At 34.1% G+C, this 23,235-nt stretch carries 17 protein-coding genes; 4 read left to right on the top strand and 13 right to left on the bottom strand.

The genetic code is table 11. The features are described from left to right. Nucleotides 1–46: 46 nt before the first annotated feature. The 12 genes from WC644_09365 to WC644_09310 form a co-directional block, all read right to left on the bottom strand. Complete coding sequence (locus WC644_09365; GenBank protein ID MFA5012143.1) at nucleotides 47–1,861, bottom strand: amidohydrolase family protein; 1,815 nt, start codon at nucleotides 1,859–1,861, stop codon at nucleotides 47–49. Nucleotides 1,862–1,870: 9 nt separating this feature from the next. After that, nucleotides 1,871–2,836 carry a N(4)-(beta-N-acetylglucosaminyl)-L-asparaginase gene (locus WC644_09360; GenBank protein ID MFA5012142.1) on the bottom strand — a complete coding sequence of 322 codons (966 nt, stop codon included), beginning with the start codon at nucleotides 2,834–2,836 and terminating at the stop codon, nucleotides 1,871–1,873. Further along, nucleotides 2,833–3,495: a 2-C-methyl-D-erythritol 4-phosphate cytidylyltransferase gene (ispD, locus tag WC644_09355; GenBank protein MFA5012141.1), complete on the bottom strand. Its 663-nt coding sequence runs from the start codon at nucleotides 3,493–3,495 to the stop codon at nucleotides 2,833–2,835. Before ispD ends, WC644_09360 begins: the two co-directional genes overlap by 4 nt. A gap of 31 nt (nucleotides 3,496–3,526) precedes the next feature. Then, nucleotides 3,527–4,561 carry a tRNA preQ1(34) S-adenosylmethionine ribosyltransferase-isomerase QueA gene (gene queA, locus WC644_09350; GenBank protein MFA5012140.1) on the bottom strand — a complete coding sequence of 345 codons (1,035 nt, stop codon included), beginning with the start codon at nucleotides 4,559–4,561 and terminating at the stop codon, nucleotides 3,527–3,529. Nucleotides 4,562–4,567: 6 nt separating this feature from the next. After that, nucleotides 4,568–5,875: a phosphopyruvate hydratase gene (gene eno, locus WC644_09345; GenBank protein ID MFA5012139.1), complete on the bottom strand. Its 1,308-nt coding sequence runs from the start codon at nucleotides 5,873–5,875 to the stop codon at nucleotides 4,568–4,570. 368 nt (nucleotides 5,876–6,243) lie between these two features. Next, complete coding sequence (locus WC644_09340; protein ID MFA5012138.1) at nucleotides 6,244–6,927, bottom strand: hypothetical protein; 684 nt, start codon at nucleotides 6,925–6,927, stop codon at nucleotides 6,244–6,246. A gap of 259 nt (nucleotides 6,928–7,186) precedes the next feature. Beyond that, nucleotides 7,187–7,873 carry a hypothetical protein gene (locus tag WC644_09335; GenBank protein MFA5012137.1) on the bottom strand — a complete coding sequence of 229 codons (687 nt, stop codon included), beginning with the start codon at nucleotides 7,871–7,873 and terminating at the stop codon, nucleotides 7,187–7,189. Nucleotides 7,874–8,429: 556 nt separating this feature from the next. After that, the gene (locus tag WC644_09330; protein ID MFA5012136.1) at nucleotides 8,430–9,146 is read right to left on the bottom strand and encodes a hypothetical protein; all 717 of its coding nucleotides are present in this window, start codon (nucleotides 9,144–9,146) and stop codon (nucleotides 8,430–8,432) included. 83 nt (nucleotides 9,147–9,229) lie between these two features. Then, nucleotides 9,230–10,063 carry a DUF2971 domain-containing protein gene (locus WC644_09325; GenBank protein MFA5012135.1) on the bottom strand — a complete coding sequence of 278 codons (834 nt, stop codon included), beginning with the start codon at nucleotides 10,061–10,063 and terminating at the stop codon, nucleotides 9,230–9,232. 13 nt (nucleotides 10,064–10,076) lie between these two features. Beyond that, nucleotides 10,077–12,632 (bottom strand): DEAD/DEAH box helicase family protein, encoded by a 2,556-nt coding sequence (locus tag WC644_09320; protein ID MFA5012134.1) that lies wholly within the window; start codon nucleotides 12,630–12,632, stop codon nucleotides 10,077–10,079. A 3-nt stretch (nucleotides 12,633–12,635) separates the two neighbouring features. Then, nucleotides 12,636–14,669, bottom strand: a complete 2,034-nt coding sequence (locus tag WC644_09315; protein ID MFA5012133.1) for a site-specific DNA-methyltransferase — start codon at nucleotides 14,667–14,669, stop codon at nucleotides 12,636–12,638. 182 nt (nucleotides 14,670–14,851) lie between these two features. Next, a complete protein-coding gene (locus tag WC644_09310; protein MFA5012132.1) occupies nucleotides 14,852–15,799 on the bottom strand; it encodes a 5'-nucleotidase in 948 nt (315 codons plus the stop codon). A gap of 482 nt (nucleotides 15,800–16,281) precedes the next feature. Here WC644_09310 and WC644_09305 point away from each other — a divergent pair, with 482 nt between their 5' ends. The 4 genes from WC644_09305 (at nucleotide 16,282) to WC644_09290 (ending at nucleotide 19,941) form a co-directional block, all read left to right on the top strand. Beyond that, nucleotides 16,282–16,449 (top strand): hypothetical protein, encoded by a 168-nt coding sequence (locus WC644_09305; protein ID MFA5012131.1) that lies wholly within the window; start codon nucleotides 16,282–16,284, stop codon nucleotides 16,447–16,449. 174 nt (nucleotides 16,450–16,623) lie between these two features. After that, the gene (locus WC644_09300) at nucleotides 16,624–18,627 is read left to right on the top strand and encodes an AAA family ATPase (GenBank protein ID MFA5012130.1); all 2,004 of its coding nucleotides are present in this window, start codon (nucleotides 16,624–16,626) and stop codon (nucleotides 18,625–18,627) included. A gap of 11 nt (nucleotides 18,628–18,638) precedes the next feature. Beyond that, on the top strand, nucleotides 18,639–19,259 hold the full coding sequence (locus WC644_09295) for a hypothetical protein (GenBank protein MFA5012129.1): 621 nt from the start codon (nucleotides 18,639–18,641) through the stop codon (nucleotides 19,257–19,259). Then, nucleotides 19,210–19,941, top strand: coding sequence for an AbiV family abortive infection protein (locus tag WC644_09290; protein MFA5012128.1), 732 nt, complete (start codon nucleotides 19,210–19,212; stop codon nucleotides 19,939–19,941). Before WC644_09295 ends, WC644_09290 begins: the two co-directional genes overlap by 50 nt. A gap of 1,382 nt (nucleotides 19,942–21,323) precedes the next feature. Here WC644_09290 and rmuC read toward each other — a convergent pair. Then, on the bottom strand, nucleotides 21,324–22,595 hold the full coding sequence (rmuC, locus tag WC644_09285) for a DNA recombination protein RmuC (protein MFA5012127.1): 1,272 nt from the start codon (nucleotides 22,593–22,595) through the stop codon (nucleotides 21,324–21,326). Nucleotides 22,596–23,235: the final 640 nt, after the last annotated feature.

Below are 23,235 nucleotides of genomic sequence, written 5' to 3'. Positions count from 1 at the left end.
TGACTTAATTTATTGCACGCGGGAAAGATAGGGTAAGAAATAAGGGTTATTTCTTATCCTCGTCTGAGAAACCAAATCGAATTTTACCTTTTTTGAAAGTAACAGATTTGTTTGTACTTTCCTTCGGAGTGGACGTTATGATTTTTGAATCTTCTTTTTCGGACTCTTTCTTTTCATTTGGTTTAGTAATTTTTATATTTCCCCCTAAATCATCAAAGAAAACTTTCTTTGTAGGCTCTGATTTCTTTATTTCTTTCAGAGGATTATCATTCTCATTAAGCTCTACATCATCGAAGAATTCTATTCCATCACTTATATCTTTTATTTCTTTGACACTGTAATCATTTTTGGAATCTGTATAATCATCATCAGATGACCTAATGGGATTAACGTCCTTTCTTACTCCTATTACTCTGAATTCACTATCTGAAATGATAGGATTTTCAGTAATCTTACGTTCATCACTATCTGCACCTGTAGTAATAATAAGCTTACGTTCTTCTTTAATGCCTGTGGCGAGGTCATCAATTCTTTTTCTCATAAGGTACTTTTCCTTGAACTCATAGTACTTGCCCGTTTCGACTATTTTCTTAATCAGTTCTGATGTAGTCTTCTTCATTGTATCCGTATCGAAGAGCTTACTCTTGTAATCCCTTCTAATTACATTACCTTTAACGATTATATCGCTGATATCTTTTGCGTCAAGATTTTCCACAATGTGTTCTGAAACCTTTTCAGAGTTTATATCCGGAGTAATAAGATAGTTTCTTAAATCCGAAACGTCAAAAAGGATTATGTTGGCAACTTTATTCTTCTCAATACTGCCATGAGTTTCGAAGACCTCGAACATCTTTGCAGGATTAACAATTGCCATCTTTAGTATCTGCCTGTAAGACAAGGTTCCTTTTTTAACAAGATGAGAAAACAGTTTCATTTCGGCAAGAACCGATTTCCCGAGCAATCCCGTACCTAAACTTACATTTATACCGTATTTAGTCAGGTCAAGAGACTCAATTCTCTTTTCACCAAGTTTAAGAATATCGCTCGGGCATAGGACTGCATTGAGCTGTTTGTCAGACAGATAATCGAGTTCATCCTTTTGAATGTTAATCGGATTAGAAAAAATAACTCTTCTATCGAGGAATTCATTCTCACCAAGAACTTTGAAGATAGACTTAGAAAAAGTTCTTCTTATATTATCCTGTCCGGTTGATTTCTGCAACACTTCAAAAAATATCTTGCTTTTACCGTCTTTAACGGCTTTAGCTGCAGAACTAAGGGTATAATTGTTAATATCCGATTCATCCCTGATACCGATTGAATGAAACTTTTTAATTTCTGAAAGATACCTGCTAAATGCTTCGCTGAAGGAAGTAAAAATAATATCCTGAACTATAAGAAAATTATGCTTGTGGTACTCCTGCAGAAAATCCTTTGATAAATAATTCGAGGTTTCATTAAGGAACAGTTCCCCGTTTGAAAGTGCTCTGTAGTAGCTGAAAGTCAAAAGATTCTTTAAATCAATCTTAAACTCCTGACTTGTAAAATGTTTTTCAAGAATTGCAAGCGACAGGTTCTCAGCAAGTTTATCGTAGTTAAGACGTTCGAAGAATACACTGCTGAGTGCGAAAGAAGAATTGATGTTAGAGTTTATGAAAGCAGGTATAATTATTTTATCCTTGGCATCTATGATATTTACCCCGGGATACTTTGTGTAGATATTCCTGTCGGAAGCAAGCTCATTGTAATAGTCTACCTGATGGATAACATTATTCTTAATGACGATATTATAATAGCCTACATTGTCTTCCTTATCGAAAGTCAGCACAATACCGTTTTTAAGAATTAAATATCTATCCATCTGATATAATTATAAATCTTCTATAATGTAATCTTCATTTACTAAATATTCACTGTCAAACAAATTATTCTTTCCATTTTTATAAACTGCATACTGGAATCCTTTTCTGATACTGAATGCACCATACTCGCCTTGTTTATTTAACGCAATAAATCCAACCTGATAAAGATGGTCTCTGTTTTTGCTTGAAAGAAGATTAAGTTTAAAAACCCTCTCGCATGCGACTCTGCAAGCTTCTTTCGGAGATAATCCGAGCCTCATCATCTCAACGATAAGAAAACTGCCGCAGGCACGGATACATTCTTCCCCGCGACCTGTTGACGCAGCCCCTCCGATTTCACCGTCAACATATAGACCTGCGCCTATAACGGGAGAATCACCGACTCTGCCGTGGAGTTTCCACGCCATACCGCTTGTAGTGCAAGAAGCAGAAACGTGTGAATCAGCGTCAACAGCTACCATGCCTATAGTATCGTGATTGCCGTCGGCGTTAATATCCAAATTATTTTCTTTTTGCCAAGGCTTAACAAAATCATCGGTATGTATTTCTTCGGGTTTAGTGGAGTTCGATTTTTTCCAATCTTTATAACGCCTTAAAGAATTTTCAGTAAGGAGGCTTTGCGGTTTAAACCCGTTTTTAATGGCATAGTCATAAGCACCGTCACCGGCAAGGATAGTGTGTTCGGTATTTTCGAGGACGAGCCTTGCAAGTTTAATCGGATTCTTAATGTTCTCGACACAAATGACAGAACCGACACGAGCTTTCCAGTCCATTATAGCCGCGTCGAGAGTAACGCGACCGTCAGCATCGGGCAGACCACCGTAACCGACGCTTAAGACTTCAGGGTCGTCTTCGGCAACCTTAACACCAGCCTCAACAGCATCGAGCGAGTTTTCACCTCCTGCCATAAGGTCATAAGCAGCTTCATTAGCAGCGATGCCATGTTTCCATGTTGAGATTACAACTGGTTTCATATTATTAAATCCTTTCTGGTAGTAATCTTAATGTTTGATTTTTCACCTTCTACTATTCTAACTTTATAACCGGCAAATTCCATGAGAGACGCTTCATCAGTACCGATGAATTTTTCCATCTTTGCGAGTTTAAAAGCATTTACGAGTTTGCTGTACTCGAATATCTGAGGAGTCTGTACGCTCCAGAGATTTTTTCGCGGTATAGTGCATACAACATAATTTTTACTGTCGGATAATTTAATAGTATCAGTTATCTGCAAAGCCGGAATAACGCAATCGAATTTAATAGATTCATTCATCAGCTGTTTTAAGAGTTTTAACGAGAAATAAGGTCTTACAGCATCATGAATGATAATCCTGTCGCCTTTAACAGCATTAATACTCGAAAGTGCATTATAAACTGAATCCTGCCGCAATTTCCCACCGATAACAACGTTACGAACTTTATGAAGTTTATACTTATCCGCAAGAAAATAAATTTTATTTACGTATTCTTTCTTTGTTGAAATAAAAATAGATTTAATATCCTTAACGGAATTAAATCTACTTAAAGTATGAACAATAATTTCTTTGCCTTTTGTTTTATAAAACTGCTTCGGAGTCTTCAAGCCGAACCTGTTTCCTGTGCCCGAAGCAGGAATTATCAGATAAAAATTCATCAGCGTGAAATACTAAATTTTAATACATGTTTTATACAACCATCATTGCGTCGCCGTAAGCAAGGAACTTGTAATGCTCTTTGATTGCTTTCTTGTAAGCTTTCATCACGTCATCGCGTTCAGCAATAGTGCATGCGAGCATAAGCATAGTGCTTTGCGGGAGATGAAAATTGGTAATAAGTTTATCAACAATACTCATAGAGTTAGGCGGATGAATAAACCTGTCAGTCCAACCTTTTGTTGGTCTCACAAAAGAACCTGTAATAACGCTCGATTCAAGGGCACGGCAAACTGAAGTACCAACGGCGATAACTTTTTTGCGTTTATTGATTGCCTGATTAATCATGTCGCTATACTCCGGAGTAATTTCATAATACTCCGAATCCATTCTGTGCTTTGAAAGGTCTTCGACTTCTACAAGTCTAAACATTCCAAGACCGAGATGCAGAGTGATGTACGCTATTTTGACACCTTTTTTCTCAATTTTCTTCAGAAGTTCTTTCGTGAAATGCAATCCTGCTGCGGGAGCAGCGACCGATCCGACATTCTTAGCATAAACAGTCTGATACAATTCCCTATCCTTTTCAGTCGGCTCTCTCTTAATATAATAAGGCAGCGGAGTTTTACCCAGCTTATCGATAATTTTCTTGAAATCTTCTTTAACGTTAAAACGAACTATTCTACCCCGGGAAGTTGTATTATCGATAACTTCACAAAAGACATTCTTATTCAGAAAAATTCTATTACCAATACGAACTTTTCTTGCGGGGTCAACAACAACATCCCATATATTTTCTGATTCAGAAAGCTGTCTAAGCAGAAAGACTTCAATCTTCGCCTTAGTCTTTTCCTTGTTGCCATACAGACGGGCAGGAAAGACCTTACTGTCATTCAACACGAGAACATCGCCTTCATTCATGTAGTCGATAACATTTTTGAATTTTTGTGATTTAATCTCGCGTGTTTCCTTGTCGATAACCATTAGTTTACACATATCGCGAGGAGTCTTAGGGCTCTTCGCAATCATGGTTTTCGGAAAAGTAAATTTGAACTGGGATAATTTCATCTATAATTACTTTAATTTATTAAATACTTTTTTACCGGGGAAATAAGCCTTTGAACCGAGTTCCTCTTCAATTCTAAGAAGCTGATTATACTTAGCGATTCTGTCGGTACGAGAAGCGGAACCAGTTTTAATCTGACCTAAATTCAGAGCAACAGCAATATCGGCAATGGATGAATCTTCCGTCTCTCCGCTTCTGTGGCTGATTACATTAGCATAACCGTTAGCTTTAGCGAGATTGATACAATCGAAAGTTTCAGTCAGAGTTCCGATTTGATTAACTTTAATAAGAATTGAATTAGCGATATGCTTTTTAATTCCTTCGGCAAGAATCTTCGGGTTGGTAACGAAAATATCGTCGCCGACGATTTGAATTTTATTTCCAAGCTCTGCAGTTAAATTTTTCCAGCCTTTCCAGTCGTGTTCAGAAAGACCATCCTCAATTGAAATAATAGGATATTTCCTGATGAGTTCAGCATACAGCTTAATCATATCGTTTGAGGATTTGGAAGGAATGTGTGATTTATAGAATTCATAAACGAACCTATTAGGATACTTTTCGCTTTTCACGTACATTTCACTTGCAGCGACATCAAGAGCGAGAAAGACCTGTTTGCCGGGCTCGTAACCAGCGTTAGAGATAGCGGTAATGATAACTTCAAGAGCTTCCTGGTTTGATTTCAGGTTTGGCGCGAAGCCGCCTTCATCTCCGACCGAGGTGTTATAGCCGAGTTTATGCAGAACACTTTTAAGAGAATGAAAGACTTCAACGCCGCATCTTAAAGCATCGGAGAACTTTTCAAATCCTGCGGGAATAATCATGAACTCCTGAATGTCAACATTATTATCAGCATGCTTTCCGCCGTTGAGAATATTCATCATCGGAACGGGAAGCGTAAACCCATCAAACCCGCCGAGATACCTGTAAAGGCTCATACCCGCGTAGTTAGCGGAAGCTCTTGCAGCAGCCATAGAAACACCGAGAAGTGCATTGGCACCGAGCTTGCCTTTATTATCCGTACCATCGAGATTAATAATAAGCTCATCGAGTTCTCTTTGTTTAAAAGAATCGAAACCGATAAGTTTTTTTGCAATAACATTATTAACGTTATTAACAGCTTTTAAAGTACCCTTACCGAGAAACCGTTTCTTATCGCCGTCGCGCAATTCAACAGCTTCCTTTTCGCCCGTGGAAGCGCCCGAAGGAACAATCGCACGGCCTAAAGTACCATTTTCAAGAATAACGTCAACTTCAACCGTAGGATTTCCCCTTGAATCGAGGACTTCCCTTGCTGTAATTTTTTTAATATCAGGCATAATCTATATATAATTTTGCTATTATAATAAAAAAAGGAATATAATGTCAATAACAGGTTTTTACAATGCAAAAAGGTACTTTTTAGTAGTTAGAAGCTAGGAGTCAGGAGTCAGGAGTTAGGAGTTAGGAGTCAGGAGTCAGGAGTTAGGAGTTAGGAGTCAGGAGTTAGTGAAACTCAAGCTTTCTCCCCGAATGTTCCAGTCGGGGATCTCGTCCTTTTACAATTGCCGTTGGCTTTAGCCAACGGATAATGAATGATAATAATTACCGGCTTTAGCCGAATTATTTTATTAAGCCTGATTAGTGCAGGACTAATCAGGCTTAGGAATTTCGCTGACTACTGTATTTTGTACCGCTCTCTGCAACCTCACACATCACTGAAAGTATTTGAATAGCCGATTATGTTATGGTCATCATCAAAGCCGGCGAACATATAAAACAATTTTCTTTTATCATACACTTCAATAAATCTTGCTTTATCAGGTGTTACCTCTGCATCAAATTTAATCGTTTGGTTTACAACATATTTAGTTTCTTTTGAAGCGAGAGCAGCAATTTCATACTCATTAAGGCAGCTATCCTGCGGCTCCTTAAAAAACAACAGCACTATAATCTGAACGTAAGATAAATTTTCAAGACGGGAATCAGAATCTACAACCAGTGCTTCTGCCGAGAGATTATTCTTCACCAGCTTAATTCGCGGGGACTCAACAGACATATTTCCAAAAGAAGGACCCATACGAAATGATTCATGAATATCGCAGACGCTGATGTGCGGATAGAAAACCTTCATCATTTTATTAAAGGCACTGATAGGTTTATTGATACCGAACTGATTCCAGATGCATTTCACAGCTGGAATACCACCGAGCGCACTGCTTAGTTTATTTGCAAGCTTGAATCTATTCCTTCTTGCAAGCACTAATGGGTCATTGCTTTTCTTCTGCGGTCCGGGTCTATGTGAGACTACAGTCTTACCGTTTAAATTTCTGTAAACAAAATCACCGCATCCTCCGATAAGTATTCCTAAGGGACTAATAAATCTTGCCATTTTTAATTTTCCTTGTTTTAAATTTTGAATTTGGTAATTTCTCACCGCAAACGGATGAGTTAATGCATTTTGTTAGTAACAGGGGGTCAGCTGTCCCCCCTGTTAAAAACATTGAGACAAAACAATTTTCCGGTACTGATTCAAATTGCATCCGCCAAAAAGATTTGGCAGTTCTTCGGTTCATAAACCGCTGATTATTTTCTTGATGAATTTTCTTCATTACCTTTATCATTATTTCATCTTTTCCAATCATAGTTCGTTATGTTGTAAAGCCTTTCGAAAAATGAATGGGGTTATCGTCAGCGTCCAGAGTAATTAAAGCAAGGTACGTCAGATGAGTGTCATACTTTGAATAAATATCTCTGTCGCTGTCATAAATAATTGAAGTAAAGCTCAGGGGATTTGCAAGGTTCAGAACAACGTTGCTTGAGAACCCTGAGATAAACATAATATTGTCATAGTTGTCATCATTCTTATCAGTACATTTAATCACATAACCAAGTCTTATGAATTTCTCGATATTCGTGTCAATCCTTGTAATCGTGCCTATGGGGTCGATTGCGACTGTTACCGTCTCTCCGTCAATTGTGACATCAGATGTTGTAACGCCAAATCCATCCGTTAAAGGTACAATCGTTGCAGAATCAAGAACGTCAGTTGGAATAACATTCTTATAATTGTGCTTGAAAATACCATTAAAAGGTGACATAGAATTCGGTGTTGCCAAATCCCAGATCTCATTCAGACCCGGGACCTGATGTACAGCTTCAGAAAATCGGGCGGTAAGCCCAAATCTCAATCTTTGGTTTAACACATACTGTTTCGGCTCCTTACTGCTCAGACGTGGAAGCCTTGCCGCGAAGTGGTTTCCTCTAAGAAGTTTAAAAACCTGCGGTCCAAGTTTTCCCTGGAGAACGCCAACATGTTGATCTCTTACTTTAGCCATAATATTTTATATCCTTTCATCTTAATATTTTTATTGTTTTTCATTTTTTGATATATTTATTAATTTTTCCGGAATAATCCTGCCTCACGGAGGGCTTTTCCCGGTATAGCGCGGGAATTCCCCCCATCTTCCGCTGACGGAATAGAATTTAGCTATGATCATAAGCCGTTTATAAAATCTATATTTAAAGGTGTAATTTTTTAGTTGCCGAGAAGACACTGAGAAGAAGCAGAGACCATGCGGCGGTAAGGCTGATTTAAGGCTGAAACATGGCTGAAAAAGGCTGAAACAAGGCTGAACATGGCTGAAAGACAAGCTATGTATTATGGTTTTATGAAAGTTAAGTGTTATGAGCTTAAATAAATCATTACGTCTTCTTTTTTTGCTTTCGTATTTTCTACTTCTATTTATTTTGTGTATCACTCGCATCAACTTTTTTAATTTTTAAAGTTGATGCAAATTACGAAGAATAGATAATTGTCGTAAGACAATTATTTTTTTAACGGAATGGTGGGAACTAAGTGGATATAATTCTTCAGAAGGAACTCATTCTATATCAATATTCATAGGGTACCGAAAATTTACCCCCGCTAATATCATCGATATTATCAAGTATACAAGCCTGTATAGACTGACGCGAAAATGTTTTCTCCAACATTCTATAAAATAATTCAGTATTTTGCTTAATGTTTATTGTATCATCAAAATACATTAGTATTGCCTGAAGTGGAATAATATTGTCAATAATTAAATTTTTTATGACGTAACGTGTATTCTGGTCGCTAAAATCTGATATTAATTGAGCTGACTCCTTATTTTTCAACAAAAATGAATAAAGATTTTTGAAACTTTTATTTTCTTTAGAAAGTTCTTCCCCGAGTTCTATGGTGGGGTATCGATGACGACGCAATTCTTTAAATTCATCACAAACAAAATACATTGTTGCAATAAGAGCCTGAACAGGGCAATCAATATCAAAGTCGGGAGATTCCGTAATAATTTCTTCATATTCTTTTATTCCCTGAAAAATAGGTTCTAGGATGAGTTTTATCTTTTTATTATTCAAAAGTTTCGTACCCATTTTTTCATCATATTCATGAACCTCATCATAAATTATACTTAATATTTCATCACAATTTATTAATTCTTTGTGAGTTACTTTACCAAGATACTCTTCGATATTGAGAATAATTTCGTTAGCAGGTTTGCGATTCCTGAAAATAGCCTGAACTTCTTTTTCTATTTCAGATCGTGATTTTCTGATTTTTCTCATGACAATATGATTTTATTTTACGATAACAAATTTTAATACATGCTGAAGGAGTTAGTCATTATTTGTTTTATTCTCTATAGAAATTATTTGTTCGCATAAACTGATAAATCATAACTATAAGGAGTATCATCAACTATAGAATTTGATAATTTAAAATCATATCCATATTTTAGAATAATTGATTGTATAATATCTTTAAACCATTTTTGACTAGATGGAGCAACAATAATCTCCTTTATCAGCACGTTTAAATCAACATTTACTAATATACCATTTTTATCTTTCCATGAATCGTCTATTATAAAAGCTATTGCTCGATATTCTTTTTCATGTTCATAAATCTTTCTTTTATGAATAAAAGGAAGAAACATATTTGCACCCGCAAAACCTACTTTTGACATATCATAATCAGAATAATATATATCATTCTCATAATCCTTATATCTGACTTTTCCAATAAAAATATTTTCCTTTGAATTATGAAAAGACTTTTTAAACGATTCAATATCCGTTCTAATACACAATCCTTCATTACTTTTCAAATATAATCTCCACATTGCAGCAGACTCGGTTTGATTATAATGCCAACAACTAATAAAATTAATGTTACATTGATGTTCATATCCATTTTCCCATCCTTTCGCACATTCTTTCAGATGTTCAAAATCTGATTGTATAATATTCTGATTATCATTTTTAGATTTATTCCAAATCCTAAGTTCATTTCTCAAATCATAATCTAATTCGTTCTTCAACTCCGACCCTTCCCATGGGTCAATTTTTTGTAACTTTTTTGCACTTGGGAAAAACAAAGATTTTGAATCTAATAATGAAACGAATTTAGTAAAATCCATATATCGCCATAGTATCGTTGTTTCTTCAGGATCGGTAAATAATATATGTTCTTTGTAAGGCATATCAGCAAATAAATTATTTTATGTTGAGAACTTCTTCGAGTGATCGCTTAAATTCGTTTTCATTATCGTAGTTATAGAACGGGACTCCTGTTATTAAATAATTATCGGTTTCTATTTTTAATGTCTTTTGTTCTTTTCTTATTTCTTCAAGGAAATTTTCTTTCCATTTGTCATTTCCAACTATATATGTGCCTTTTGGCTCTATGAAAACCTGATAGGTTAGTTCTTTTCCTTTTTTCTGTTTTGCGAATAACAGGAAATCGGGCTCGAATGCTCTGCCGAGTTTATCAAATATTTTTAGTTCTCTTTCATTACGAATCAAATATATGTTTTTAAATTTCTTACTAATGCTTTCAAAACGTCTTGCGAATAGTTCTACAAATGATTTTTCCTCGGACGTTCCGTAGTTTGCATTGTAAACATACCAGGGTTTATCTGCGACTACGTGTTCCTGACCTTTAGATTTTTCACTATCTTTTTTGACTCTAATATCTTTATTTGTGAAAACTTTATGTATGTAATCATTTATGTATTCAGAGCCTTCGTATTCAGTTAAATTATCCTTAATTTCAGTTTCTATTGATTTTAACAAACCTTGAATCGCATACAAAAAGTCGGAATTTGATATTTGTGTAAGTCTTGCTTTTGAACCTTTGAAAGTGATTTCTAAGCCGCTTAAATAATCAGTGTTTTCAATGAAGTTTGATATAGATTCAAGATGTTTGAAATATTTTGATATGTTATCGAAATAAAAGTAAGGGTTTTGAGATAGAGCGTATCTGATAATGTGTTTAGGAATACCAGAGAGTTTGATGTCTTTACTTTCAATTTGTTCTAATGGAGTTACATCTGCAGTTTCAAACACACCAGTAACTTTACCTTTCCCTGAAGAGAGTGCATGAACGTAGTTTCTTAATGAGACACCAAGGTCAGAAAATGATTTTACGTTGTCATAACTTTTTTCAATCTTCTTATTATATACAACTTTGCCTTTTTTATAAAAATCTGTTTTTTGAAAATCGAGTTTTAAAGTAAGATGTTTTGTTTCAAGGTCATCTTCGTAAATACCGGTTTCAACCAATGCTCTTTTCAGTTCAGAAATATATCTATTATCTTCTTTAGTATGATAGTATAATTCTTCAAGAATTTTCAAATCATTATCTATTTCATTATCATACTTTCTTGTGAATTTGTCCTGACCTTCTTCTAAGGCAAAAGGAAAATATCTCGCGCCTCTACCGATTAATTGAGCTTCTGACATAGTTGTTGCTCCAACAGTTGTGTTTGTTCCGCCAGTGTTTTGACCTTCGTACAGACGAACAATATCAAAAAGATTTAAGACGTCCCAACCTTCATTTAATTTTTGAACTGCAAAAACTGCACGAAGGGGGTTTTTCTCGTCTTCAAGAGTGTTTAAACTAATTTGATTTTGTTCTGCTTCCTCGTCGTTATTTGCACTAATACAATTTTCATATTTGAAATTTGATTTTAAGAGGTTAGAAATTTGCGAAGATGAAATATGCATTAAGTTAAAAAAGGCAAATGCTTTTTGAATAACAGAAACAGTTGAAGATTTTCTGATTCCATCAATTCTTTTGCCTGACAACGCATCTATAAGATTATGAAAATTTTCTTTATTCTTTTCAGATTCTTTTATTGTTCGCTTTGCTTTAAAAAGAATAACCGGTTTTAAATTTATATTTTTGGATGCTGCGAGTTCCTGACGGTACAGGTTTAATATTAATGCCTGAATTATACGTTCCTGCTCGTCAAATTCTGAACGGATAAGATTAATTTCTTTTGAAAAACCGTCAATACGAAATTGTGCTAAATCATATTTGAAAATAATTTTGTTTTCATATTTCCGGGCAATTTCAGGATTTCCGTAGTCAATAGTGGCGGTAAATTCAAGAAGAATATTTTCGTGATTCTGTTTTAATATTTCAAGCACTGTACCTTCCCAACTTCCAAACAGTTCGTTGTTGTTTCTGGTTGCTGAACTTAGATGGTGAGCTTCATCAGCTATGAGAACAATCTTTTTGTCTTTGAAATCTTCATAAGTAACACAGTTTTCTTTGGTATTGTTTAAGTCGATGTGCAACTGCTGAATAGTCGTGAATTTAATGTTTATGTTTTTGGTGTCAGCACTTTCGAAAGTGACAGTTTCTTTAATATGAACTTCTTGGCCATTGATAACAATTTTATTGCTGAATAAATATTTTGAAGCCTGTGAATTAAGAAAATTGTCTTTCGTCTTTTTAATAATATTTGTTGAGTTAACAAAGAAAATAAAGTTGCGATAACCTTTTTCGTAGAGGTAAAGCATAAGACCAGCCATAACAAGTGTTTTACCGCTTCCTGTTGCCATATTATACAACAAATGATAAGGAGTGTGTTGTTTGCCGTCAAAGTTAGATTTTAAAAAATAATCAAACCTTGCGAATGATTTTATCTGATATTCTCTTATAGGAAAACAGGGTGATAAATTATCTTCAATTGTTGCAAATTTTATATTAGGTATGGCACCAAATTTAGTTAACGTATCGAAACTTTCATATAAAAATGGCATACACTATTTATTAAGGTTGTAAAATTCTATTGTTACTTTCTTTTCTTCGGGAGTGACTTTGAAATCTTTGTCATCCATTGAAGATATATTGACGTATAACTGATTTTTATCGAGAATTTCGAGCAAATGTTGTTTTTGTTCCTCTAAAGAAAGTGATTTAAATTCATTAATGTGTTCATCGTGTTTCTTAATATCAACGTTGTAGTTTAGGAAAGATTTAGATTTCATATCTTCCCAAATTATGAGAAGTGCTTTAGTGGATTTTGCTTTTTCGATTTGTTCGATAAAGTGATGATTGTATTTTTTAAGTTCGAGATAAACAAACGAATCATCATTTACTTTGTTTAAGCATTTTTTGATTCTAGGTAACGTAGCGTTATGAATATAATCCATTTGTTCAATGATAATAAAAGATCTATTTCCATTATCAAATTCATTAACTCTATTTACGGCTTGCGCTGTTGTGGCACTACCACCAAACATATCCAGAACAATATCTTCCGAATCAGAATTAGTAGTAATTTGCACAATATCGATCATTGTATATAGAGATTTTGGATAAGAGAATACCTTTTTACCATTAAATAATTTTTTCAATAAAAGAGTTCCATGTGATGTTGCATTAAAATCGCTATCGTACCATGTAGTTGTTGGTTTTGAACCTTGACGAATACGGTCTTTAATTTTAATCTTATTGTCTATCAAATTTATTTCGCCCAGTTTTGCAGCCCACAAAACTTTTTCTCTATCAGACCATCTCCAAACCTGACGCTCTCCTTTACTTCCTTTAGGATAATATTCAATTATATCTTTATTAACCTTACAAAACTCTTCATTAGATATTTCTTGCAATTGACCATCATTATCGATTATGAAAACTTTATTTGAATAATAAAGATCTTCAGGAGGTTTCTCACTGAAACCACCTACACCAATAATCTCCTTTTTATTTTGTGAATAGTAAATTATATAATCTTGGTTTGGTCTAGCTATAGGTGTAGAATTTCCACCAGTTCTAACAAAATCCCGCCAATAAAACCTGCCAGTACTATCGTTTTCTTTCCATTTTCGAGATTTTTCTTCAGAAATATATAATTTGTTTAATTTTGCTTTGTTTTTATCTTTGCAATAAAATAGACAATAATCATGTGATGTTGCGAAAAATTCACTGTCAGTCCTACCTTCTTTTTTAATTTGAACGACAACAGTTGCTAAGAAATTATCACGTCCCAAGATATCATCGCACATAACTTTAAGATAGGCATATTCAACATCATCAATAGCTAGACAAATAAATCCATCATCCGAAACTAAATCACTAGCAATTTCAATCCTATTTTTCATAAATGTAAGCCAAGTAGAATGATTGAAAGAATTATTATAACTAAAGGTATTAGCCTCCCCCGGTGTATTATAAGGAGGATCTAAATAAATTAGTTTTATTCTGTTACGAAATACATGCGAAAGCGAACTTGAAACGAGTAAATTATTTCCATTTATTAAATAATTGCTTGATAATTTCCAAAAATTCTTTTCCTTTATATCAAAAGGTATTTCTTTAGACGACGTAATAAATTTTACATTGGTCAATATTTTTGGATTAAGAAGTTGATTTATTTCATCCTGAGCGAGAACCTCATTAAAAAATATTTCATCGCGTTTATCTTCTTCTCGAGATTGACCGCCTTCAAGAATACAATCTTTGTATGGCCAGACGAGAGACACATCGTTATTTTGTTTTATGTATTTACCGTCTATGTTTAAACCGACTTTGTTTTTGTATGCGGTATAACTATCATTTAAATAGTTCTTTTGTTCGAAAAACTGTATGAACAAGGATAGATTAAAGACTAAAGCACCTTTTACTTTAAGAAAGAACTTTTCTTTTAATTCTTTATCTTCGAGCAATAAAGAAATTAAATCTTCATCGAAGTTTTGAGCCTTGGTGATAACAACCCACTTTTTAAGTTCTCCGCTATCAGAAACAAAATTCGGTTCACTTTTTAACTGCTTTTCTAAAATCTCAAATAATTTCATAATATATAAATTTTCTGTTTAGCACTATTTTAATAAATTAGTATTATTCTTTTTTAAAAACAATAAAAAATAAAATCATACATTTCTGACTTTATTACAAAATTACAAAATTATTCAATACAAATATTATCATTTGATGATAATTTATTTATTATAAATTTCTTATTCGTTAAATTAAAATGCTAATTTTTATTCTTTATCTCTATCGATTTGTTTTGAATACCAAAAGGAATATGAACCAAAGGAATATTTTCAAGTTTTGGGTCTAAATGAGTTAATTGGTCATCAAAAAACAAATGCGGTTTCATCACTTCCAGAATTCTTTTCTTTTCAATTCCTCCAAGCAAAAACATTTCATCAACTTCAACTTTCCATTCTTTCAACGTGTTGATTGCTCTTTCATGTGCAGGTGCATTTCTTGCTGTAATGATTGCAGTTTTTAAAATCTTTTTATAAGTTAAATCATTTTCTGCTTTCTTAGATTCCATTTTTTGAAAATAAGATAGTTTTCGGAAAAAATCACCTAATGGTCCCGGGTTAAGTGCTTCTTGCCTATGTTTAGTTTCATACTCGTAGTATATTTCTAATTGTTTAGATTCGGCATAAACTTTTTCTGCTTCATCATCAGCTATTACACCGTCAAAGTCAAAAGCAACTCGCAATTCTAAATCATCATCATCTTTAATGTTTGTTTTTAAAATTCTTCCTGCAGCATAATTAGCTTCAATAGCATTTAATACATCCTTTTCATTAACTGATAGGAAAAGCGAAATGTTGTAAGCAGGAATATATTTATATGGTGATTCACCTGATGTGAAAGCTGCCCTAGTTATGTTTAGATCATATTCCTTTATAGCATTAAATATTCTTATTCCAATTTCTGGACTATTTTTCGATAAAAGAACTACCTCAACTGGTTCTTTATCTGAATAAACTTTATTTATGTGAAGGAATCTTTTAATAAACGGGAATGCTAGTCCTTTATTTAACTTAACATGCTTATTTTCGTATTGATACGCTTTATAAGCTTGCAGACCCTCTTTTTGAAATATTTCGTCTTCTTTTTCTAAATCAAAAAGAGCGTTTGATGATACAGCGACAACTAATTTCCTTTCAATAGGATAAGCCATAAAATATTACAACTATGTTTAAAAGAATTTTTGTACTTTTATCTTTCTTTATTAATGGTTTGGAATTTGATTTAAAGAAATGGCTGTAGTAGTTTTTCAAGCGTGACTTTGCTTGCAGTGATGCGAAGTATTCCCAATAATAATTCACATAACTTTTTCTTTGAATTTATTCCTATTCCTTATGCTAATTAGTTATTTTTGATGTTTTTTTCAAGGAATAAATATTGCGGGTTATTTTCAGAATGGCAATGAATTGGTTTTGTATTACTTGCATTCTTCATATTCAACTCCTTCGGGATTGAGAACAGATGAAGTTGATTTTCAAAAATAGGTCTGCCGTAACGGATGCAAAGAATGCGGCGCAGACAGAGTAACAAAGTGACGGAGTGACAGGATTAGTTGATAGTTGATAGTTGATAGCTCTTTAATACCCTCTTTTATTATATATGCAATTCGTTTTGGAAATTGTGCCGTCATTTCTTATGCAAAATTTTTCCCCGTCTGATGTTAATAAAGATGCAGGGTTACAGTATTTACGCGATAATCTTTTCATATCTATTCTGCTCATAACACTGCCTATCGGGTTTATAATGAGTGTATCGGGTATCGTTGCCTCTATTACATCAAATCAGATTATTATCGGAATGTAGTATCCGGTTCTATTTTTGATATTTTATATTCTCGGGTATATCTTTGTTATTAAAATACGAATTTGGTATTTTTGAGTAAATTATAATAGTTTATTATGAAATTTATAATTTATAAACATTAACACAAAATGTTTATTATAAATATATTGAAAACAGATAAAATATATTAAAATTATGAGCAGTTACTTCTATTTACAAGCAGACGAAAATCCATCTAATGCTAACTTAATAGAAAAGTTAAAATCGTTTGCTGAAAGTACTAAAAGTTTGATTTATGTTTTAAATAGACCTCTTACAGACCCAAAATATTCATACAAGTATAATCAATCTCTAATTATTTTATCACCTAGATACAAGATTGCTATACTAAATTATGGTGATAATGAAGCAGAATTTGGAAACTATATTGAAGATGTTCTTGAAGACATTGGGTCAATATCAGATAAATATCTATACAAAGATGTAATTGGAAGACCAAGAATTTGGAGAAAGACTTTATTAGAATACTCCATTAAAGTTAATGAAATCACTAGTATTGAAAATTTATTTCAACGACTTGCACTAACCGATGAAGGAGAAAAAAAGAAACTGGATTTATTAATTTCTTTATTTATTGGAAGTATTAACGATATATACAGAGTTAAAGAAGATGTTCCAAATACAACATTAGATAAAGTAAAACAAAAAATACAACTTTTTGATGGAGATCAAACGAGGTTCGTATATGAAAATCTTGAAAAGAAAAGAGTAGTAATTCAAGGATTATCTGGTACAGGTAAAACCGAATTACTGCTTCATAAATTAAAAGACTTATATACAAGTGACAATTCATCTAAAATATATTTTACTTGTCATAATAAAATATTGGCAGACAGTTTAAAGAAAAGGATACCTTCTTTTTTCAATTTTATGAAAGTAGAACAACAAATCGAATGGGATAAAAGACTTTGGTGCACTAATGCTTGGGGTTCATTTGTTTCACCAAATTCGGGTGCATATAGATATATATGTGAATTTTATCAAATTTCTTTTTCCCCGTTTTCTCCGGAAATGTCATTTAGTAAGGCCTGTAAGTTAGCAACTGAGGAAATCAAGTTAAAACAACCAGATACTAATATCACTTATGCATTTACACATATGTTTGTTGACGAGAGCCAAGATTTTGATGAGAATTTTTTTGAACTTTGTGAATTAGTGACTGAAAAGAATGTTTTTGTTGCAGGTGATATTTTTCAAAGTATATTTGATGAGAATTTTTCCAAAACAATTGATCCTGACTTCTTGCTTGGAAAATGTTATAGAACAGATCCCAAAACATTAATGTTTGCTCACGCATTGGGAATGGGCTTGTTTGAATCAAATAAACTTCGATGGTTGGAAGAGAAAGAGTGGAAAGATTGTGGATATAATGTTAAAGTTGAAAACAATAAATATTATTTAAGTAGGGAACCACTTAGACGATTTGAAGATTTAGATGAAGGTTTTGAGAGTATTAAAATAGTTGAAACCTCCGGCTATTATATTGATCAAATTATTGAATTGTTAAAAGAAATTAAACAAGAAAATGAAACAGTCTTACCTGAAGACGTTGGCATTATACTTCTTGATCAAGATCAAGGAATTTACAAACTGGCTGACTTTCTTGAAATAGAAATCTGGAAAAATTTTGGTTGGATAGTTAATAAGGCGTATCAATCAAAAGAAAAATTACCAAATACCATTTTTATCAGCAATAGAAATAATGTTAAAGGACTAGAATTTCCATTTGTAATTTGTATTACAAAAGGAATCTATAATAGCTCAAGTTACAGAAACTCTCTTTATACAATGTTAACTCGTTCTTTCATTAAATCATATTTACTTATACCAGAAGATAGTAGGTATGGTTTAACAGAGGGTATGAAAATTGGCTTAAAGGGAATAGTAGATAATAATCAAATGGTTATACAAGAGCCTACTGATGCCGAAAAGGAGAATATTAGAACAAGTTTTAAAAACCGTATTAAAAAGGAATCTTATTATGATTTAATGATGAACATTTTTAAAAGACTAAGAGTTGATAAAAAATATCACGACAAACTGTTTAAAGTTTCACAGCAATTAGATATGATTGAAAGTGACGAAGATACCTTAACGGAATTTGTTATGGACAATATTAAATATATTAAGGGAAAGTAAAGTAAAGTGAAGTGAAGATAATTGAAAGAGACATACTACCTTTTCAAGAGAAAGAATTCTTCGTTCCGATAAGAGATATAATTCAATATGCAAGAGTTATTGTTTTTGCAGCTCGCCAATTACTTTTAAATCCTAAAGCTGAGGATATTCCTATTACTTCAAAAATGAAACTAATAGTTGACAAAATGAGTCGATTATTCTTTTACAAAGATCAAAAATACTATAGTGTATCTTTTCCACTTTTAGTTAAAATTGAACACGATGAAGTTCTTGAAATATCAACTTACTCAGGTAAAATATTAGATAGTCAAAGTATTTCTGCGGTAATTTCAATAATAGAAAGTAGTCAATTTAGAATAAATCCTTCATTAATAGATTACTATATTGAACCTGATAGTATTGATTCATCGGGTCTTTTTATTTTAGAAGAGATCTTTCAGTTTGAACCATCATACTTAAGATTTGATTATGATCCAGATAATGAAAATGGAAAATTTCACCCTGTTAGCCATTTAGACGTTAATTATTCGCAATACAGTACTTTTAAGATAGGATTAGATGATGCAATAACACAATATTACTTTGAAGACTTGCAAAACATCAATACAGAATGTTCGTTCATCAAAGACTGATAACATAAAAGTGAAAAGGAATATAACGGAATATAAACTTAAGAAACTCTCTGTTGAGTCATTTAAAAATGCTCTTCGTCTTCATTTCGACTCAATAGTTCTTTACAACAATAAATCTTATCCTTCAGCATTTCAATTATCAGTTCTATCTATAGAAGAATTTGGTAAATCGGAACAAGTTGAATGGTACTATTTTACTTTAACAACCAATGAGTGGACTCCTGATGTTGAGTTCGAGCAAAAATTTCTTAATGATTTATATATACATCCAATTAAGCAAAGAGTATTCTTTAATAATAATGATTGGCATGAATATTCCCCCAAATTTATAAAATTTATTTATAAACGAGATTTAGAAAAGAAAAAGCAAAAAGCAACTTATGTTGGTCTTGAAAGAATTAGAAAAGGGAATATTATAGATGTGAATAGTAGAATTTCTATTCCAACGTCAATATGTCAAAAGGATGCCCAACAAATGATTTCAATTATTAGAGATTATTTGAAAAATGTATGCAGGTTAAGATTTTTTCAGGAATCTTATTTTGATATTGATGAAAAAGATGATTTAATTACAAAATCGCTTTTAAAGAAAATTGACAAATGGAAACATCGCTCAGGATTGAAATCGAAAAAGCATTTACAGGATTGGCATAATATCAAATTCAATGTTGCTAATCTTTAACGAAACTTTATTCTCTACACCCCCTTCGGAACCCCTCTGTATCCCCTTCGCCCCCCCCCATAGGCATTAATTTAGTGGGTCATAGGCTCTGATTTGAGGGTTGAGGGCAGTCAATTAACGGGTTAGATGCTTAAATTTGAGGGTTACGGGCAGTCGTTTAATGGGTCGGAGGCATTAATTTAGTGCATTGGAATATGTTTTGAAGTGCCTGAAACCTTTTTAGGATTTCAGGCACATTATCTAAAAAGATTTCAGGATTATTGCTTATGTAGTAGGAGGAACTGCCGGGTCTTCCTTCTTTTTTCCGCCGCCGGGGAACTGCTGTTTTAAGAAGTAGAATGATTAATAATAACCGGCTTTAGCCGAATTATTATTTTGTTTTGGGCTAAAGCCCATTCTTACTAATCCTATCCTGACCGTCACCTAAAGGTGACGGCAATTCGATACGGACAGGACATTTGGTTGCGAAGGCGGATAGCCATCAGATGTTAATACCCCCTCATATTATGTATATGCAATCCTTTTTGGAAATTGTGCCGTCATTTCTTATGTAAAAATTTTTACCCCTTTGATTTTTGAGTGTTTTCGCGTATAAAGTGGTTATGCAAAAAATTTTCTCAATTATTTCATGGCAAAATTTTGGTTTTTGTTTGCATATATTAGTAGAATGAACTATGAAACTAATACATGCCCTCCTACTATTAATCACAACATTTTCGGAAATTTCTGGTTAGGGTTTAGATGGGCTTACCTTGCGCTTACCTTGCGTTCAAAATAGGGTCGAGTATTTAGTCGATTTAAAACACGAAAAGAGATAGAGCTTTGGCACACCTGCCTGCAGCAGGCAGGCTGATTTACACAGAAAGAATAAGATTTACACAGATGAGAAAGAGAATATTTTCTTTTAAAGAGCAAGAGATGTTTTTCAACACTTAGAGCACTTAGGACACTAAGAAGAGAGCGCACAGGGAATAGGCAATAGGGAATAGGAAATAGGAAATAGGGAATAGGAAATAGGGAATAGGGAATAGGGGCGAAGTGAAGAAGTGACTTAAGAGCAGTGAGAAAGTGAGGAAGTGAAAAAGTGAAAAAGGGAATAGGCAATAGGGAATAGGGAAGAGCTGATAGTTTATAGTTGATAGTTTTTAGTTGATAGTTGATTGTTGTTAAGAACAGAGAGCCACGATTAGATCCCCTGCCTGCAGCAGGCAGGCCGCCTTGATCCCCGCCCAAGAAAATTGCGGGGACGCGGGGATGATCCGCCCAATCCTCCAAATAAGACGGCGGATCTTCGACAAAATGGCGGACCTGCGGCAAAAAAATAAGAACAAGATTGATAAGAACCCGGTGATGAGCCGGGTTCTTTGTTTTAGAATATAAGTTTAATCCTCGTCTTTGGGTTCGGGTAATATGGTAGCGGTATCATTCTGGCTTAAGGATTCAACGTCGTTGAGTTTGCGCTGTATTGCTTTCGTGCGTTTGCCCACTACTTCGTCAAGCTGGTTGAGTCCTGTTACAAAATTCCTTTGTGCTTTTTCGAGCATTCCTCCGAATGTTTCAAACTCTTTCTTAACGGAGCCGAGTACTTTCCAGACTTCACTGCTGCGTTTTTGTATTGCGAGTGTTTTGAATCCCATCTGAAGACTGTTGAGTATTGCCGCCAGTGTTGTTGGTCCTGTTACTATAATTTTATGCTTGCGCTGAAGCTCTTCCAGCAGTACCGACTTGCGAACTACCTCCGCATATATGCTTTCAAAGGGAAGGAACATAATTCCGAAATCGGTCGTGTTCGGAGGGTCGATATACTTTTCGCTTATATCTTTAGCCATCGACTTTATCGCATTATCAAAATTCTTTGAAGCTGTTTCAATCTGTTTTGCGTCCGCTGTTTCGAATGCTTCGAGAAGATGTTCATAGGAATCTTTCGGAAACTTTGCATCAATCGGCAGATAGACAGAGCCTTCAAGCTCATCGCGTCCGGGAAGCTTTATGGCAAATTCAACGGAATCGCTGCTCCCCTGCTTTGTCTTTACGTTTTTCTCAAACTGGTCGGGAGCGAGTATTTGCTCGAGAAGCATTTCAAGCTGTACCTCTCCGAGATTGCCGCGTGTTTTCACGTTGCTTAAAACTTTTTTGAGTCCGCCTACATCCTGTGCAAGGTTCTTCATTTCGCCGAGTCCTTCCTGAACTGCTTTCAACTGGCTGCCGACTGTTTCAAATGAAAGGTTGAGTCTTTCGTTAAGAGTCTTCTGAAGTTTTTCATCAACGGTTTCACGCATTTGCTCGAGCTTCTTTTCGGTGCTCTCGATGAGTTTTGTCTGATTAGCTTCAATCTGTGAAAACTTTTCTTTCTGAAGACTATTGAACGATTCAACATTCTTTTCAAAGGTAAGCTGAAAATCTTTTAAAGACGCAGTTATAGATTCACGGTTGTATTTATTGTTATCGTCAATCTTTGTTATCAGTGCGTCGATTTTTGTTTCGAGCGTCTGATTGATTTCTTTTAATGCCGTGCTGAGCTCAGCCCTGTTCTCTTTGGTTGCATTCAGGAGCTCTTCCCTGTTTGCGCGGAGTTCCTTGTTTTGGTTCATCTGAAATACAAAGTATAAGATTATTACCAGGACAAGGAGTGCTATAATAATAGTAGTTTCCATGTATGCTAATATAGGATATTGAAATAAATTTTTTAAGAGGAATATTTATCACTAAAAAGTAAAGAGATTTTCGGTATTAAGTTTACGACAAAGCAGGAGCTGCAAGCAAAGAAAAACTTTGACCGTCCGCCGCGGCGAATCTGCGACTCGAACGCAGAGAACAAATACTAAAACAAGAAAGAGAATTTTTACCGGATGACGCAGAGAACTAATACTAAAACAAGAAAGAGAATTTTTACCGCAAGGATCGTCCGCCCAACAAGACGGCGGATCTTCGACTCGGAAGCAAAGGACGCAAAGAGAACTATTTAGATTTTTAATAAAAGTTTGTTTTTATTACACTGTTTCAAACATAGTAGCACAGAGAAAAATATTAATTTATGGATAAGAGCAAAATTTTAAAGACATTCATTCGCCGCGGCGAATCTTCGACTCGAACACAGAGATAAAACAGAGGGCACAGAGGAGAAATTTATTTATTGCTAAGAGCAAGAGCATTTTACCACAGAGTTCACAGAGGGCACAGAGGAGAAATTTATTTATTGCTAAGAGCAAGAGCATTTTACCACAGAGTTCACAGAGGGCACAGAGGAGAAATTTATTTATTGCTAAGAGCAAGAGCATTTTACCACAGAGTTCA

This window comes from Ignavibacteria bacterium, assembly GCA_041649015.1.
Lineage (GTDB): Bacteria > Bacteroidota > Ignavibacteria > Tepidaquicellales > Tepidaquicellaceae > CAIKZJ01.
This window is presented reverse-complemented; position numbering and strand designations above follow the sequence as displayed.